We start from the raw sequence: 15229 nt of genomic DNA, 5'->3' as shown, positions 1-15229 counted from the left end.
CTACTTGAATAATAGTTTCAAGAGTTATACGAAAAGAGATAATTAAAAGTTACAAAATTTTAAAAAAAATTATTTTAAACGTTCTTGCACTTCTTCATTTCCTGATTCGCGTTGACTGGCCGTTAGTTTTTTATTTCCAAATTTATATGTTACGCCGACTAAAATTTTTCTTTCGTCAAAATAACTATTATTGAGTTGACTTACATTATTAACAAAACTTGTAAAATCTGCCTGATAGCTTCTAAAAATATCTGATGCTAACAAAATGAAGTTTAACCCTTTTTCTTTTATGGAATAGCGAAGACCAACATCGAGTTTGTTATATTGAGTTCCGGAATAATAGAATTCTCTTCTGGCACTGTGAAACTCAAAATTTACTTCTGCTTTAAGCGATTTGCTTTTATTTAAAGTAAAGGTGTTGTAAGTGAAAAAATGATATTGAAAACCATTTCGTGCTTCTGTGGGTACATCTTTAATAAATGTGGTAACATTATTGAAACCATTTAATGTATTTGAACTTTCCCACCAGGAAAATTTATCAAAATAGTAACTAATAGTACCTCCAAATTGGCTTCTGTCTGCATAGTTGTCCCTAAAATAGCGTAAAATTGTCTCGCCCTCATTTGTTTGAATTATTGGTAGTTGAGCAGTACCGTCAATGGTATTGGAGTAATAAATTTTGAAACTCAAATTTTCTTTATAGTTGTAATTTATTTCATAATTATCTGTAAACGATGGTTGTAAAAATGGATTTCCTTCTGCATAGGTAAATGAATTAATATACACTTTAAATGGATTTAAGTGCCAAAAAATTGGTCTGCCAATTCGTTTACTGTAATTGACAGAAAAATTATGATTTTCGTTATGTGTGTAGGATAAATAAACTGTTGGAAAAATTTGGTTATAGCTAAAATCATTGGTTTGATTTTGTGTAACATCCAACGAGGTAGTTGTTCCCTCTACAATAGTATTTTCATAACGAAAGCCAATTTGTGTTTGCCATTTTTTTCCGAGTGATTTTTTAAAATTACCATAAACGGATTGTGTGTTTTCAGCATAATCAAAATCATTGGTTTGATTGATATCTAAGATTGGGGTTCCGTTAGAAAGATTATAAAAAGCAATATTACTCTTGTTTTCTATAAAGCTTAATTTTCCTCCAAATCCGTAAGTTGCCCATTTGGTAGGCAATTCAACATCAATTTTTCCACTGTAGTTTAAAATATCCTGCAGGCTAGTATTATTAGCAATAAAACTTTGGCCAATTTGAACATTCTCTGGTGTAAATTCACTGGTATTAAAAGTTCTGTTTTGATCATCAATATACTTGAAATAATCGAAATCAACGGTTAATTTTTTCCCTAGTGTATCGAGTTGTTGAATGTAATACACATTTAAAGTATGGTTTGAACTATCGTTTTTGTTTGAACCGTTTGTCAAAAATATAGAAGTTACAGCATTGCTGGCATTGTCTCGAACCGTTGTATTATTTCTGTCTTTTGTATCAGGATTATCAAGTAATCCTATATACTTAGTTCCAATGCTTGCTTTTTCGGTGATTTTATAATCTAAAGAAAATGCTAAACGATTGATGTCACGAGTGTCTTTACGATTTGTTCTACCTTCCCAATTTTCTGTTTCAAATCCATTGGAAATATTTTCCCAGTATTTATCATGACCGGTTTGTCGAATATAATCGGTAAATAGACTTAATTTTTTTTTGTTAAAAGTAAAACTAACTCCGCCTAAATAGGAAGGATACGACGTTTGCATATAATAGTTACGAAGATTGACGGCCCAAGAATCTTCGGGAGCTTTTTTTAACTTGATATTGATTAGACCACTGTTTCCTTGTGCATCATATTTTGCAGGAGGCGTTGTTATCACTTCAATATTTTTAATATTTTCAGAACTAATTCCACGTAAATAGTTGATTAATTCATTTCCTGATAAATTCACGATTTTATCATCTATCAAAACACTTACAGTGCTTTTACCAACAATTCCAATTTGATTTCCGGATATAAATACTCCCGGTGTTGCTTTTAATAGCTCAAAACCATCTGTTCCCGTGGAACGAATACTGTTTTCTACATTAAAGACAGTTCTGTCAACTTGATTTTCAATAACTCTTTTTTTGGATGTAACTTCCACTTCACGGAGTTGGGTAGAGTTGTCAAATGATTTAAGTGTGCCCAAATCAATATTTTTGTCAAGATTAAAATCGGTTTGGTAAATAACAGTTCCAACAAAATAAAAACGAAGTGAATATACGCCGGGTTTGTTTTTTAAAGTAAAGTTTCCCTCGAAATTAGTTATGGCTGAATTAACAATATTTCCTTCACTCAATAAAACAATTTCTGACCCTTCTATTCCTTGCTTGTTTTCGTCAATGATTTTTCCGGTTATAGAAAATTCCTGACTGAAAACAGTTGTTAAAAATAGTAAATGAAAAAGGTATATTATACTTTTTATTGAAGAAGTCATAGATGTTTTAGAGGCTTGTTATTGCAAATATATAATAATTGTTAATATATTCACAAATGTAGTAGATGAATTACAAAAAAACACATAAAAAAACCCGATTCATTTGCGAATCGGGTTGGAGTATAATGGGTTTAAAATTAATCCTTTTTAGGAGTAATTTTATTTTCCTCTGATCTTGGAGGTCTCGGTAAAAGAGCTTTTCTGGAAACTTTCTCTTTTCTGGTTTTTGGATCTATTCCTAAGTATTTCACTTGGAAAACATCACCCATTTTTACCACATCCGAAACGTTTTCAGTTCTTTCCCAAGCTAATTCAGAAACGTGTAACAAAACTTCGTTTCCGGGAGCAGCAGTATATTCTACTACAGCACCAAAATCTAACATTTTGATTACTTTTACTTCGTAAGCTTCACCCATTTCCGGTTTGAAAATTATCGAATCAATTTTAGCTAAAACTGCTGCAATTCCATCTGGATCCGTTCCAAGAATTTCAACTACACCTTGCTCATCTACTTCATTAATAACAATAGTTGTTCCGGTCGCTTTTTGTAGTTCTTGAATTACTTTTCCTCCAGGACCAATTAAAGCACCAATATAAGCACCAGGAATGGTACGCATGATAATTTTTGGAGCATGTTTTTTAACGTCTGGTCTTGGAGTAGCAATGGTTTCGGTTAATTTACCTAAAATGTGTAAACGTCCTTCTCTTGCTTGTTCTAACGCTTGCTCCATGATGTCATAACGCAAACCGTCAATTTTGATATCCATTTGACAAGCGGTGATTCCGTCTGCTGTTCCGGTTACTTTAAAGTCCATGTCACCTAAATGATCTTCATCACCTAAAATATCAGAAAGAACTGCAAATTTTTGACCGTCTGTAATCAATCCCATTGCAATACCTGAAACAGGTTTTACCATTTGAACTCCGGCATCCATCAACGCCATAGTTCCGGCACAAACAGTTGCCATAGAAGAAGAACCATTTGATTCTAATACTTCTGAAACAACTCTGATGGTATAAGGACAATCAGCAGGAATCATATTTTTTAAGGCTCTTTGAGCCAAGTTACCATGACCCACTTCTCTTCTTGATGTTCCTCTTAACGGTTTTGCTTCACCGGTTGAAAAAGGTGGGAAGTTATAGTGCAAGTAGAATTTTTCTTCACCTTGTTCTGATGGCGAGTCAATTTGATTCGCTTCTCTTGAAGTCCCTAGCGTAACAGTTGCTAACGCTTGTGTTTCACCACGTGTAAATAAAGAAGAACCGTGAACAGAAGGCAAATAATCGATTTCACACCAAATTGGTCTGATTTCAGTTGTTTTTCTTCCGTCTAAACGAATTCCTTTTTCAAGAATTACATTTCGAACGGCTTCTTTTTGTGTTTTATAGTTGTATTTGCTCACTAACTCAGCTAAATCTGCATTTTCAGCATATTCATTTTCAGTAAACAACGCTTTTACTTCTTCTTTTACAACAGCAAATTTTTCACCTCTCTCGCTTTTTGCTGAAGCCTCCATGGCAATTGCATAATATTTGTCATAGGAAGCTGCTTTGATTTTTGCATAAACGGTTTCGTCTTCTACTTCACCTTCATAAGTTCTGTATTCAGGTGAACCCACCGCTTTACGTAAACGTTCTTGTGCTTGAATTTGAACTTTGATGGCTTCGTGAGCAAATTTGATGGCTTCCACCATTTCTTTTTCTGAAATTTCTTTCATTTCACCTTCCACCATGGCTACAGAATCCATAGAAGCACCAATCATCATATCGATGTCTGATTGATCCAGTTGAGTTCTGCTAGGGTTGATGACAAATTTTCCATCCACTCGAGCTACTCGTACTTCAGAAATTAAATTATAAAAAGGAATATCGGAAACGGCTAAAGCAGCAGAAGCAGCCAAACCGGCAAGAGCATCAGGCATTACATTTTCGTCATGACTCATTAATTGAATCATTACTTGCGTTTCTGCATGATAATCATCCGGGAAAAGTGGACGTAAAACACGGTCAACCAATCGCATAGTTAAAACTTCACTGTCGCTCGGACGGGCTTCTCTTTTGAAAAAACCACCCGGAAATCTTCCTGCAGCGGCAAATTTTTCGCGGTAATCAACGGTTAATGGTAAAAAATCAACTCCTGGATTAGAAGTTCTGGCAGATACGGCTGTTGCTAACAACATACAATCGCCTAAGCGAACCACCACAGAACCGTCTGCTTGTTTCGCTAATTTTCCGGTTTCGATTGAAATGGTACGCCCATCTCCTAAATCGATAACCTCTCTCGTTACATTTGGAATCATAAATAAATCCTTAATTTGGTATTAATATTAGGTTTCGTTGTGTTGTTGTGTGTAGTTGTTGTGTAACCCAATGAAAAACCAAACTTTTTTCTTCAAAATATATAAAACAAAAAGAGGCACTTTCGCACCTCTTTCCTATTGATTATTTTCTAATATTCAATTCTTTGATGATCTCACGATATCTGTTGATATCTTTTTTCTTCAAGTAGTCAAGAAGACTTCTTCTTTTACCTACCAATAACACTAACGAACGCTCGGTGTTATAATCATGACGATTTTTTTTCAAGTGCTCCGTTAAGTGAGAAATTCTGTAAGTGAACAAAGCAATTTGTCCTTCTGCAGAACCTGTGTTTTCAGCTTTTCCTCCGTGTTTAGCGAAGATTTCAGCTTTTGTTTCTTTAGTTAAATACATTCCAATATTATTTAAATGATTATTATGTATGAAGTAGGTGTTTCCTAATTCGGTTGCAAAGGTAATTTTATTTTTTTAATGGACAAGTTTTTCTAAAACAACTTTGCGACTTCTTCGTTTACAAATTCCAGAAATTTTTCATCTTTTTTAGTGAATGGATCCAAAACATGACTGTCTATATCAATCTGGCCAATATTCACACCATTTACAAAAAGCGGAACCACAATTTCAGACTTGACAGTAAAGCTACAAGCAATATAGTTGTCTTGAGCAGCAACATCAGGCACAACAAAATTTTTGTTAGAAACTGCCACTTGTCCACAAATTCCTTTTCCAAACGGAATGACAGTATGGTCAGTTTCTGCCCCCACATATGGTCCTAAATGCAGTGTTTGGGCTTCGTGATTGGCAAAATAAAATCCAACCCAATTGTAGTAATCTACATTATCATGTAGAAGTTGGCAAAGTTGTTGTAACTTTTGATCTCGAGAAATATCAAATCGAATTAATATTTCTACAACTTTTGGTTTTAGGGCATCAAAATTCATAGCATTAATTTTTTACAAAGGTAAAACATCAACACTGCCTAAAAATACATATTTTTGTTAAAAATACTGTTTTGAAAAAGTACCTTAGTCAATATAAACCTTTTCTCTCATTTTTACTGAAATTTTTTTTGAGTTATATTGTTTTGACCTCGCTATATCAGTATTACTTAAATTCATTTGATGCTGCTTCCTTTGAAATAGATTCAATAACCGAAATAGTAAGTATTCAAACGCAACAAACGATTGAACTTTTTAATTATAACTCGTATTTAGAGGCTCATCCTAAACAAAATTCGAACATGCTTTTTGTTGAAAATAAAAATGTAGCCAGAGTGGTGGAAGGGTGCAACGCAATTAGTGTAATTATTCTTTTTATTGCTTTTGTGATAGCTTTTAAAGGAAATTGGAAAAAAACGGTATTATTCATTTTGGTTGGAAGTGTATTCATTTATGTTTTGAATATCATTCGAATTGCATTAATTGCCATTGCTTTATATCATTATCCTGAACATGAACATTTATTACACGGAGTTGTTTTTCCTCTATTTATTTATGGTGTTGTCTTTTTATTATGGGTCATTTGGGTAAATAAATTTTCAATGTATGCAGTACAAAAAAAAGCCTAAAATAGTTGATTTTCTTCTGATTGGATTTTGCGTGCTTACTTTAGCATTTATTCGTTTTTTTGAAGAAACTTTATTTTATGACCCTTTTTTAAAGTATTTTAAAAACGACTACCTCAATTTGCCATTTCCTGATTTTAATGGAATCGGATTGTTTTTTAGTCTTTTGTTTCGTTATGTTTTGAATACTTCTCTGTCTCTAGCGGTAATCTACTTTTTGTTCAAAGATGTGTCGATTACCAAATTTGCATCTGTACTTTATTTACTTTTGTTTTTTATGTTGATTGGGATGTTTTTCGGTATTGTATTATTTTTTGATGAAAACAGTAATTTCATACTTTTCTATATGCGAAGATTTATCATTCAACCATTGTTTTTAGTGCTTTTTATTCCTGCTTTTTATTTTCAAAAAAAACATTCTTAAATCGTTTTTTCGTAACTTTATAGTATAAATTTTAGCGTATGAAAGTCACCAAATTTTCAGGCGAATTAGTTTTATTTGATAAAGAAAAACTTCAACACTCTTTACGAAAATCAGGGGCAGATGAAAAAGCTGTATTTCAAGTAATGCATGAAATCGACAGACAATTATACGAGGGAATTCCCACCAAAAAAATTTACAAACTCGCTTTTCAATTACTTAAAAAATTTTCTAATGCACATGCAGCAAGATATAATTTACGTTCGGCTGTTCAAGCTTTAGGTCCGGCAGGTTTTTATTTTGAAAAGTTCATCGCCAAATTATTTGAATTGGATGGAAATCAAACAATAACCAATTTGATTTTAGAAGGTAAATGTGTTTCCCACGAAGTGGATGTTTTGCTCAAAAAAGAAAATGTAGTTTCAATGATTGAATGCAAATTTCATGGGAACCAAGATGCCAAATCCGATGTGAAAGTTCCGCTTTATATTTTATCTCGATTTAATGATTTAAAAGGGAAAGAGTTTACTGTTTTTAATGCCAATTATCAAATAAGTCAATGCTGGATTGTCACCAATAACAGATTTACGGATGATGCGATAAAATTTGCAACTTGTTCAAATATGAGTTTATTAAGTTGGGATTATCCGAAAGGGAACAACTTACGAAACAAAATAGATGTTGCTCAAATTTATCCTGTGACTTGTTTGACAACATTGACACAACTTGAAAAGGATAAATTATTAATGCAAGAACTTATCACCGTTAAAGATTTGATTAAAAAATCAGAATGGCTTTCAAAAATCGGATTGAGTAAAAATCGAATTAAAAATTGCCTAAATGAAGCAAATCAATTGTGTAATGTAATTCATTAAAGTCATGAAAATTCACTTTTTAGGAGGAACAGGAACAGTGACTGGTTCAAAAACACTGTTAGAGCTCAATCAAACCCGCATAATAATTGATTGTGGATTGTTTCAAGGAATCAAAGCTTTACGGGATTTGAATTGGCAACCGTTGGCAATTGAACCTTCAACGATAGATGTTGTTTTACTTACTCACGGCCATCTCGACCATTGTGGTTGGTTGCCTTTACTAGTCAAACAAGGATTTAACGGAAAAATATTCTGTACCGCTCCAACTAAGCAAATTTCAAAATTGATACTGGCCGATAGTGCCAAAATTCAAGAAGAAGAAGCTGCCAAAGCGAATCAAGAGCATTTTTCTAAGCACAATCCGGCCGAGCCTCTTTATACTGTTGCTGATGCAGAACGTGTAACACCATTATTTAGAGTGGTGGAGCCCAATTTAGCTATCAAATTGACAGAGGAATGTTATTTTACATTTTTTCCTTCTGCCCATATTTTGGGAGCTTGCTCCATTGAGTTGCATGCCGAAGAGAAGACACTCATTTTTTCAGGTGATGTAGGTCAAGATGATGATGTTTTAATGCATCCACCACAAAAACCGAAATTGGGCGATTACATTTTTTTAGAATCTACCTATGGAAATCGACTTCATCCTCAAAATGACGTTTTTTTAGATTTGGAAATGATTATCAACAAAACCATTCAACGCGGTGGAAATGTAATCATCCCTAGTTTTGCAGTAGAGCGAGTGCAAACAGTAATGTATTTGATTTGGCAGTTACGTTTGCAAAATCGCATTCCAAACGTGGCTTATATCATTGATACACCTATGGGAATTAAAGTGTTGGATGTTTTTAATGACAATCCGAAATGGCATAAATTGAATCCGCATGAATGTGAAGAAATGTGTAAAATGTTTACCATGATTTCTGATTATGAAGATACTATCAATGCCATTTATGACAAAAGACCTAAAGTGGTGATTGCCGCTAGTGGAATGATTACCGGCGGAAGAGTTTTATCATACTTAGAACGCTACATTGATAAACTGGAAAACACGGTGATGTTGGTCGGTTATCAAGCTGAAGGAACTCGGGGACGAAAAATATTGGAAGGTGCCAAAGAAATCAAATTTTTTGGAAAATATTATCCCGTTGAAGCCGAAGTAGTGTTAGTTGAAGGTCTTTCGGCTCACGGCGACCAAAATGATTTGCTCAATTGGTTAAATGAACTCACTCAAAAACCAAAGAGAATATTTTTAGTACACGGCGAAAATGAAGCAGCCGACACCTTGCGATCTAAGATTTTTGAACAATATGGTTACGATGCTATGGTACCTCTTTTAGGTCAAATGGTTGAGGTTTAATTCAATTAACAGATTTTTTTGAAGTTAGTTACAAAAAGAAGTAACTTTGTAGCATGAGTTTCAAAAAATGCATAAGTTTATTAATGGCTTTTTATCTGCTGATTTCTTCCGGCGGATTGGCTTTTAATGTGCATTATTGTGGAGATACAATTGCTTCCGTTTCTTCTGTTTTTAATACGGAAGAACCTTGTGAGATGAATGTTCATCCGGAAGAAAAATCGTGTTGTACAGTTTCTTCAGACAGCCACGACGGTTGTTGTTCAGACGAAACGATTCAAGCCGAATTGGATGATGTAGTGATTAAACAATTGCATTTTGATTTGGATGATGTTTCGGTTTTACCCGTTTTAGCATTTACTTTTAAAATACAAATCGAGGAGTCAATCGATAATCAAGTTTTGGATTATTATTGCGATGCCAATGCTCCACCACTTTACCAATTGTACTCTCAATACGTTTTTTACGCCTGATTTTAGATTAAACTGAATTTCACTTGGGTGAAAAATTACGTTTAATTTTAAATCATTTTTTAATGAAAAAACAACTTACCGGATTTGTGTTTTTGATGATTTCATCTTTGCTTTTTGCTCAAGAAAAAGTAACCGGAAAAATCACATATGACAACAATCAACCATTACAAGGAGCCAATATTTATTGGCAAAACACTCAAATTGGGACTGTTTCCGATGAAAATGGTAATTTCTCTATTCCATTTTCTAATGAAAATAACATTCTAGTCATCAGTTATGTAGGTTTTAAAACCGTTATGATAACTGTTGACAAACCCCGTTTTATCACTCAAAACCTTGAGTTTGATACCACATTGGATGAGGTTACCTTAACAAAAGTTAGAAACTCTCTTCAAAAAAATTATTTGACACCGGCCAATGTGCAAACTATGACCAGTAAAGAGTTGCTCAAAGCAGCATGTTGTAATTTGTCGGAGAGTTTTGAAACCAATCCGTCTATCGATGTCAATTTTTCGGATGCCGTTTCAGGAAGTCGTCAAATTAGAATGTTGGGTTTAACCAGTCCGTATATTTTAATGACAGAGGAAAATATTCCGGCAATTCGTGGTGCTTCTCAAGCGTACGGACTCTCCTTTGTGCCCGGAACATGGGTAGAAAGTATTCAAATTACCAAAGGAGCCGGTTCTGTAACCAACGGTTTTGAAAGCATTTCAGGTCAGATTAATTATGAAATGATAAAACCGCACAACGATATTCCGTTTTTTTTGAACGCTTATGGTTCAACGGATTCGCGTTTTGAGTTGAATACCCATTTTAATAAAAAAGTTACCGATAAATGGGCAACCAGTTTGTTCCTTCACGGGAATGCCAGAGTGGCTAAAAATGATATGAACGATGATGGGTTTTTGGATAATCCAATCGGTAAACAAATCAACGCCATCAACCGTTGGCAATATACTGATGCGGAAAAAGGGTGGGTGAGTTTTATTAATTTGCGTTACATGAACGATGAAAAACAAACCGGTCAAGTTGATTTTAACCCGGAAAGAGACAGAGGGACAACGAATTTTTGGGGTTCCGAAATCAATACAGAAAAACTCGATATTTCATCAAAAATAGGCCGTGTTTCCACTGAGGTTCCATGGCGAAGTTTTGGGTTTCAAAATGCATTCAATTACCATAAACAAAATTCGTATTTTGGCTTAAATCAATATGATATTACACAAAAGAGTTTTTATTCTAATTTGATTTATAATTCGATTTTAAGCAATACATTACACAAATTTGCAACGGGTTTAAATTTTACTTACGATCAATTTGATGAAGTAGTAAATGTTTCGGACTTTAGTAGAATCGACAATTCAATCGGGGCATTTTTTGAATATACCTATTGTAATGATGATGATTTAAGTTATGTTTTAGGCGGTCGAATTGATTACCACAATCGATTAGGTGTTTTTGTAACACCAAGAGCACATTTGCGTTACAAACCTTTTGAAAAAACCACCTTTCGCATTTCTGCCGGAAGAGGAAAAAGAAGTGCTAATATTTTTGCCGAAAACCAACAACTTTTTGCTTCTTCACGCCAATTTCAAATTTTGGATACACGAGGAGAAATTTACGGTTTAAATCCAGAAATTGCATGGAATTACGGAATTAGTTTCTTGCAGGGATTTAAACTTTTTGGCAAGGAAGCCGAATTTTCAGTCGATTTTTACCGAACCGATTTTCAAAATCAAGTGGTGGTTGATGTCGATAACAGTCCGCAACAAGCACTTTTTTATAATTTGGATGGAAAATCATTTGCCAATAGCTTGCAAGTGGATTTGAATTATGAACTTTCACATCATTTCAAAATACGAACAGCTTATAAATTTTACGATGTTCAAACAACCTATACTATCGGTCAAGTAGAAAGACCTTTACAAGCAAAACATCGATTTTTTACCAACATTGCCTATGAAACCCATGTCAAAGAAAAAGGACAGCAATGGAAATTTGATTTCACTTATAATTGGATAGGAAAACAACGTTTGGCAAGAACACAATCAAATCCTGAAGAATATCGTTTGCAAGAATTTGCTAATCCATTTTCGGTAATGAATGCTCAAATAACCAAAACTTTTTCCAAAACATTTGAAATCTATCTTGGTGCAGAAAACCTTGGGAATTATCAACAAAAAAACCCAATTTTAGGGAGTAATGATCCATTTGGTGCGTATTTTGATAGTTCCATGGTCTATGCTCCGGTTTTTGGGGCAATGTTTTATACAGGATTGCGTTTTAAAATTGAATAGTAACAATATCAAAAATCAATATCAATATCAAAAATCAATTATACAATGAAAAAATTAATTTTAATTCTAATGGTTTCCTTAGTGGGAATTTCAATTCAGGCTCAAGAAAAGAAAAACAAAAATGCAAAACGCGATATAGAAGTTAATGGCAATTGTGAGATGTGTAAAAAACGTATCGAAAAAGCGGCTTTATCGGTAAAAGGAGTTAAGTCTGCTGTTTGGCATGCCGATCATCAAGATTTACATTTAATTATTGATGAATCAAAATGTTCGTTAGAACAAGTTCATGAAGCAGTAGCAAAAGTGGGTCATGATACTAACAAAGTGAAAGCAAAAGACGAAGATTATGAACGTCTTCATCATTGTTGTCAGTTTGAACGAAAACAATAAAAAAAAAAATTCCGATAACGTTATCGGAATTTTTTTTTGGTTTCAATTTTTGTTAACATATTTTAATTTACATTTGACGCATAATTTCACGCATTTGAAAACAATTAAGGACTTATTTACGAAACACAAAGGATTTTTTTCCTTTATGTTGCTTTTTGTCTTTTTGTATTCCGGTACAGTTAGAAGTTATGTGGTTACCGATTTTTCTGCTCTTCCGGTAAAGAAATCAATCCAAGCTCATAAAAATACTCAAGTTGCTCAAAAGCAAGATCACCTGATTGTTTTCAATGCGTTCAATCAATTTGAAAATAACGATTCTGAATCGGATGATTTATATCATGATTTTATTTCTTTTGAAACAGTAACTACTAGCACATCTTATGTTGCTAATGTTACTATTTCTCCCAAATTAAAATTTGCCAAGGCAATTAATCTTCCGCTTTACGATTTGTATTGTAAGTGGAAGTTCCACTTGTCTTAATACACATTTTATTTTATTGTAAGGAGTCTCCTTACCACTTTCACTGTGTATTAATCTATTTCATTTTCAATGAAAACACATTCAATTGGTTTTGATGAACATGCCGTTCTTCATAAACTAGCTCATTATTTACCGGCTCAAAATCCGTTGAAAGATTTTGTGCATCACAATACCTTGCATGCTTTTCAAAAGTTACCTTTTCATAAAGCGTTGCACAAAGCCACTACTATTTTTGGTTACAAAACCTATTTGCCTTTGTCCGATTTTAGAATTCGATTTGCCAAAGGTGAAATAAAAGAAGCTGTTTTAGACCGAATTATTTCCCAACAAAAAGGAGATGAAAAAATGGCTTACTGGAAAGACAAAATGTTGCATCATTCCTATGACGAATCGGTTTCACCCAGAATTGGTAGTTTGCGTTCCAATTGGAAAAAGTACTATGCCATCAATTTGGAAAAATCGACGCATAGCTTATTGTTCCGCATTTTATGCAGTTACCTCGATCAAGGTATTGCTATTTGGAATTTTCCGGTGCATGACAAAGGTTTTTTGTCTTCTATCCGAGAATTGGAAAAGAATACGTTTAAAGGTATTTTATCCTCACCACGAGCCAAAAAGCTATTGCAAGAAAAAGCTTCTATTAGCCAACTTTTAGAAATTGTGGTTGGAAAAGAAGCACTTTTTGAAACCTATTTATTTGACCAACAATTTGGTCATCCAGGTTGGAGTGGGATGGTGGCAACTTTAGAGAGTAACCCTAATTCTTTACTGGATACCAAAAAAATTACGTTAGAAGAACTCATTCAATTAGAACTTTTATTAGAGATTGATACACTCGACACCAAGTTCCATGACATTTGGGCACCATTAGGTTTTAAAGTAGAAAATCAATCTTATTTATTGTTTGAACCTGTAAAGGATAATGAATTATTTGAAGTTTTATCTTTATGGCAACAAGCATTAGAATGGAGTTTTTATGATACTGTTTTGGCTAACCTCAAAAATGTAGAAGAGCATGTTGAAGCAGATGTTCCAAGTTTTCAAGGCCTGTTTTGTATGGATGATAGAGAATGTTCGTTCAGAAGACACATTGAACATTTAGACGATAAAGCTTCAACTTATGGAACAGCCGCTTTTTTTAATTTTGAGTTTTTCTACCAACCGGTAAACGGAAAGTTTTATACCAAATTATGTCCAGCTCCAGTCACACCAAAATTTTTAATAAAAGAAGAACATAGAAAGAAGAAAAATGCAAAAGACTTGCATTATCATAAGCAATCACATTCACTATTTTTAGGATGGATTATCAGTCAAACCCTAGGGTTTTCTTCAGCTTGGAAATTATTTTTGAATATATTCAAACCTTCTTTGTCGCCCGCCACAACTGCTTCTTTTAAACATTTGCATAAAAAATCGAAGTTAGTGATAGAAAATACGGATGCTTCTCAAAAAGAAGGCGATTTACAAGTTGGTTTTACCATAGAAGAAATGACCAATAGAGTAGAAGGACTATTGAAAAGTATCGGTTTGGTATCTAATTTTTCCTCTTTGGTTTATGTAGTGGGGCACGGAGCAACCAGTGTAAACAACACGCATTATGCGGGTTACGATTGTGGAGCATGTTCGGGAAGACCCAGTTCAGTAAATGCTAAAGTGGCGAGTTTTGCTGCCAACCATCCCAAAGTAAGGGAATTGTTGATAGAACGTGGAATTGAAATTCCGGTTGCTACTCAGTTTTTACCGGCTTTGCATGATACAACGCGTGATGAAATTGCTTTTTATGATGAAGATTTGTTAACTGAAACCAACAAAACACTACATGAGCAAAATAAAATCACGTTTGCTAAAGCGTTACAAAACAACGCCAAAGAGCGTTCCAGACGTTTTGATACGATTGACACGAATGCATCACTTGAAAAAGTACATGAAAAAGTTAAGTTACGCTCAGTTTCACTTTTTGAACCTCGTCCGGAGCTAAATCATGCTACGAATGCCATGTGTATCGTTGGAAGAAGAAATTTATCTAAACAATTGTTTCTTGATAGAAGGTCGTTTCTTAACTCTTATGATTATCAAGTAGATCCTTCAGGCGATTATTTAGCCGTGATATTAGGTGCCGTTGCTCCGGTTGGCGGCGGAATCAATTTAGAATATTATTTTTCCAGAGTTGATAATCAAAAGCTAGGTGCCGGCTCTAAATTACCACACAATGTCATGGGATTAATTGGCGTTGCCAACGGAATTGATGGCGATTTACGTCCCGGTTTGCCCAGTCAGATGATAGAAGTGCATGACCCGCTTCGGTTATTAGTAATTGCTGAACATTTCCCTGATAAAGTGTTGTATGCCATCACCAAAAACCCGGCTACATATGAATGGTTTCAAAACGATTGGGTAAAACTGGTAGCGGTGCATCCCGAAACCAAAAAATCCTATGTGTTTAAAAATGAAAAATTTGAGTGGTATGAACCCATTCAAGAACCCCATTTCATTGCTGACGAATTGAAACTGGCAGAATCGACTAAAGAAAATCTTCCGGTGAGTATCCTAACTAATGTTTTATAA

At 34.1% G+C, this 15229-nt stretch carries 13 protein-coding genes; 9 read left to right on the top strand and 4 right to left on the bottom strand.

The window, feature by feature from the left end:
* Window positions 1-69 precede the first annotated feature (69 nt).
* From EQG68_RS09895 to EQG68_RS09880, 4 genes are all read right to left on the bottom strand, one after another.
* Entirely contained in the window at window positions 70-2487 is a 2418-nt protein-coding gene (locus tag EQG68_RS09895) for an outer membrane beta-barrel family protein (protein WP_129464728.1), read from the bottom strand.
* A 137-nt stretch (window positions 2488-2624) separates the two neighbouring features.
* Window positions 2625-4787 carry a polyribonucleotide nucleotidyltransferase gene (locus EQG68_RS09890; protein ID WP_129464727.1) on the bottom strand — a complete coding sequence of 721 codons (2163 nt, stop codon included), beginning with the start codon at window positions 4785-4787 and terminating at the stop codon, window positions 2625-2627.
* Window positions 4788-4929: 142 nt separating this feature from the next.
* Window positions 4930-5199 carry a 30S ribosomal protein S15 gene (gene rpsO, locus EQG68_RS09885; RefSeq protein WP_129464726.1) on the bottom strand — a complete coding sequence of 90 codons (270 nt, stop codon included), beginning with the start codon at window positions 5197-5199 and terminating at the stop codon, window positions 4930-4932.
* 92 nt (window positions 5200-5291) lie between these two features.
* A complete protein-coding gene (locus EQG68_RS09880) occupies window positions 5292-5747 on the bottom strand; it encodes a GAF domain-containing protein (RefSeq protein ID WP_129464725.1) in 456 nt (151 codons plus the stop codon).
* Between the two features lie 71 nt (window positions 5748-5818).
* On the opposite strand from EQG68_RS09880, the gene xrtF reads away from it, so the two are divergent.
* The 9 genes from xrtF (at window position 5819) to EQG68_RS09835 (ending at window position 15229) form a co-directional block, all read left to right on the top strand.
* Window positions 5819-6373, top strand: coding sequence for an exosortase family protein XrtF (xrtF, locus tag EQG68_RS09875; protein WP_129464724.1), 555 nt, complete (start codon window positions 5819-5821; stop codon window positions 6371-6373).
* Window positions 6351-6794 carry an exosortase F system-associated membrane protein gene (locus EQG68_RS09870; protein WP_129464723.1) on the top strand — a complete coding sequence of 148 codons (444 nt, stop codon included), beginning with the start codon at window positions 6351-6353 and terminating at the stop codon, window positions 6792-6794. Before xrtF ends, EQG68_RS09870 begins: the two co-directional genes overlap by 23 nt.
* 38 nt (window positions 6795-6832) lie before the next feature.
* Complete coding sequence (locus EQG68_RS09865; RefSeq protein ID WP_129464722.1) at window positions 6833-7666, top strand: restriction endonuclease; 834 nt, start codon at window positions 6833-6835, stop codon at window positions 7664-7666.
* Between the two features lie 4 nt (window positions 7667-7670).
* Complete coding sequence (locus EQG68_RS09860; protein ID WP_129464721.1) at window positions 7671-9026, top strand: MBL fold metallo-hydrolase RNA specificity domain-containing protein; 1356 nt, start codon at window positions 7671-7673, stop codon at window positions 9024-9026.
* Window positions 9027-9079: 53 nt separating this feature from the next.
* Window positions 9080-9496: an HYC_CC_PP family protein gene (locus EQG68_RS09855; RefSeq protein ID WP_129464720.1), complete on the top strand. Its 417-nt coding sequence runs from the start codon at window positions 9080-9082 to the stop codon at window positions 9494-9496.
* 62 nt (window positions 9497-9558) lie between these two features.
* On the top strand, window positions 9559-11793 hold the full coding sequence (locus EQG68_RS09850) for a TonB-dependent receptor (RefSeq protein ID WP_129464719.1): 2235 nt from the start codon (window positions 9559-9561) through the stop codon (window positions 11791-11793).
* Window positions 11794-11838: 45 nt separating this feature from the next.
* The gene (locus EQG68_RS09845; RefSeq protein WP_129464718.1) at window positions 11839-12183 is read left to right on the top strand and encodes a heavy-metal-associated domain-containing protein; all 345 of its coding nucleotides are present in this window, start codon (window positions 11839-11841) and stop codon (window positions 12181-12183) included.
* 94 nt (window positions 12184-12277) lie between these two features.
* On the top strand, window positions 12278-12664 hold the full coding sequence (locus EQG68_RS09840; protein ID WP_129464717.1) for a hypothetical protein: 387 nt from the start codon (window positions 12278-12280) through the stop codon (window positions 12662-12664).
* 69 nt (window positions 12665-12733) lie between these two features.
* The gene (locus EQG68_RS09835) at window positions 12734-15229 is read left to right on the top strand and encodes a YbcC family protein (protein ID WP_129464716.1); all 2496 of its coding nucleotides are present in this window, start codon (window positions 12734-12736) and stop codon (window positions 15227-15229) included.

The sequence above is a fragment of the Flavobacterium piscinae genome (assembly GCF_004122145.1).
Lineage (GTDB): Bacteria > Bacteroidota > Bacteroidia > Flavobacteriales > Flavobacteriaceae > Flavobacterium > Flavobacterium piscinae.
This window is presented reverse-complemented; position numbering and strand designations above follow the sequence as displayed.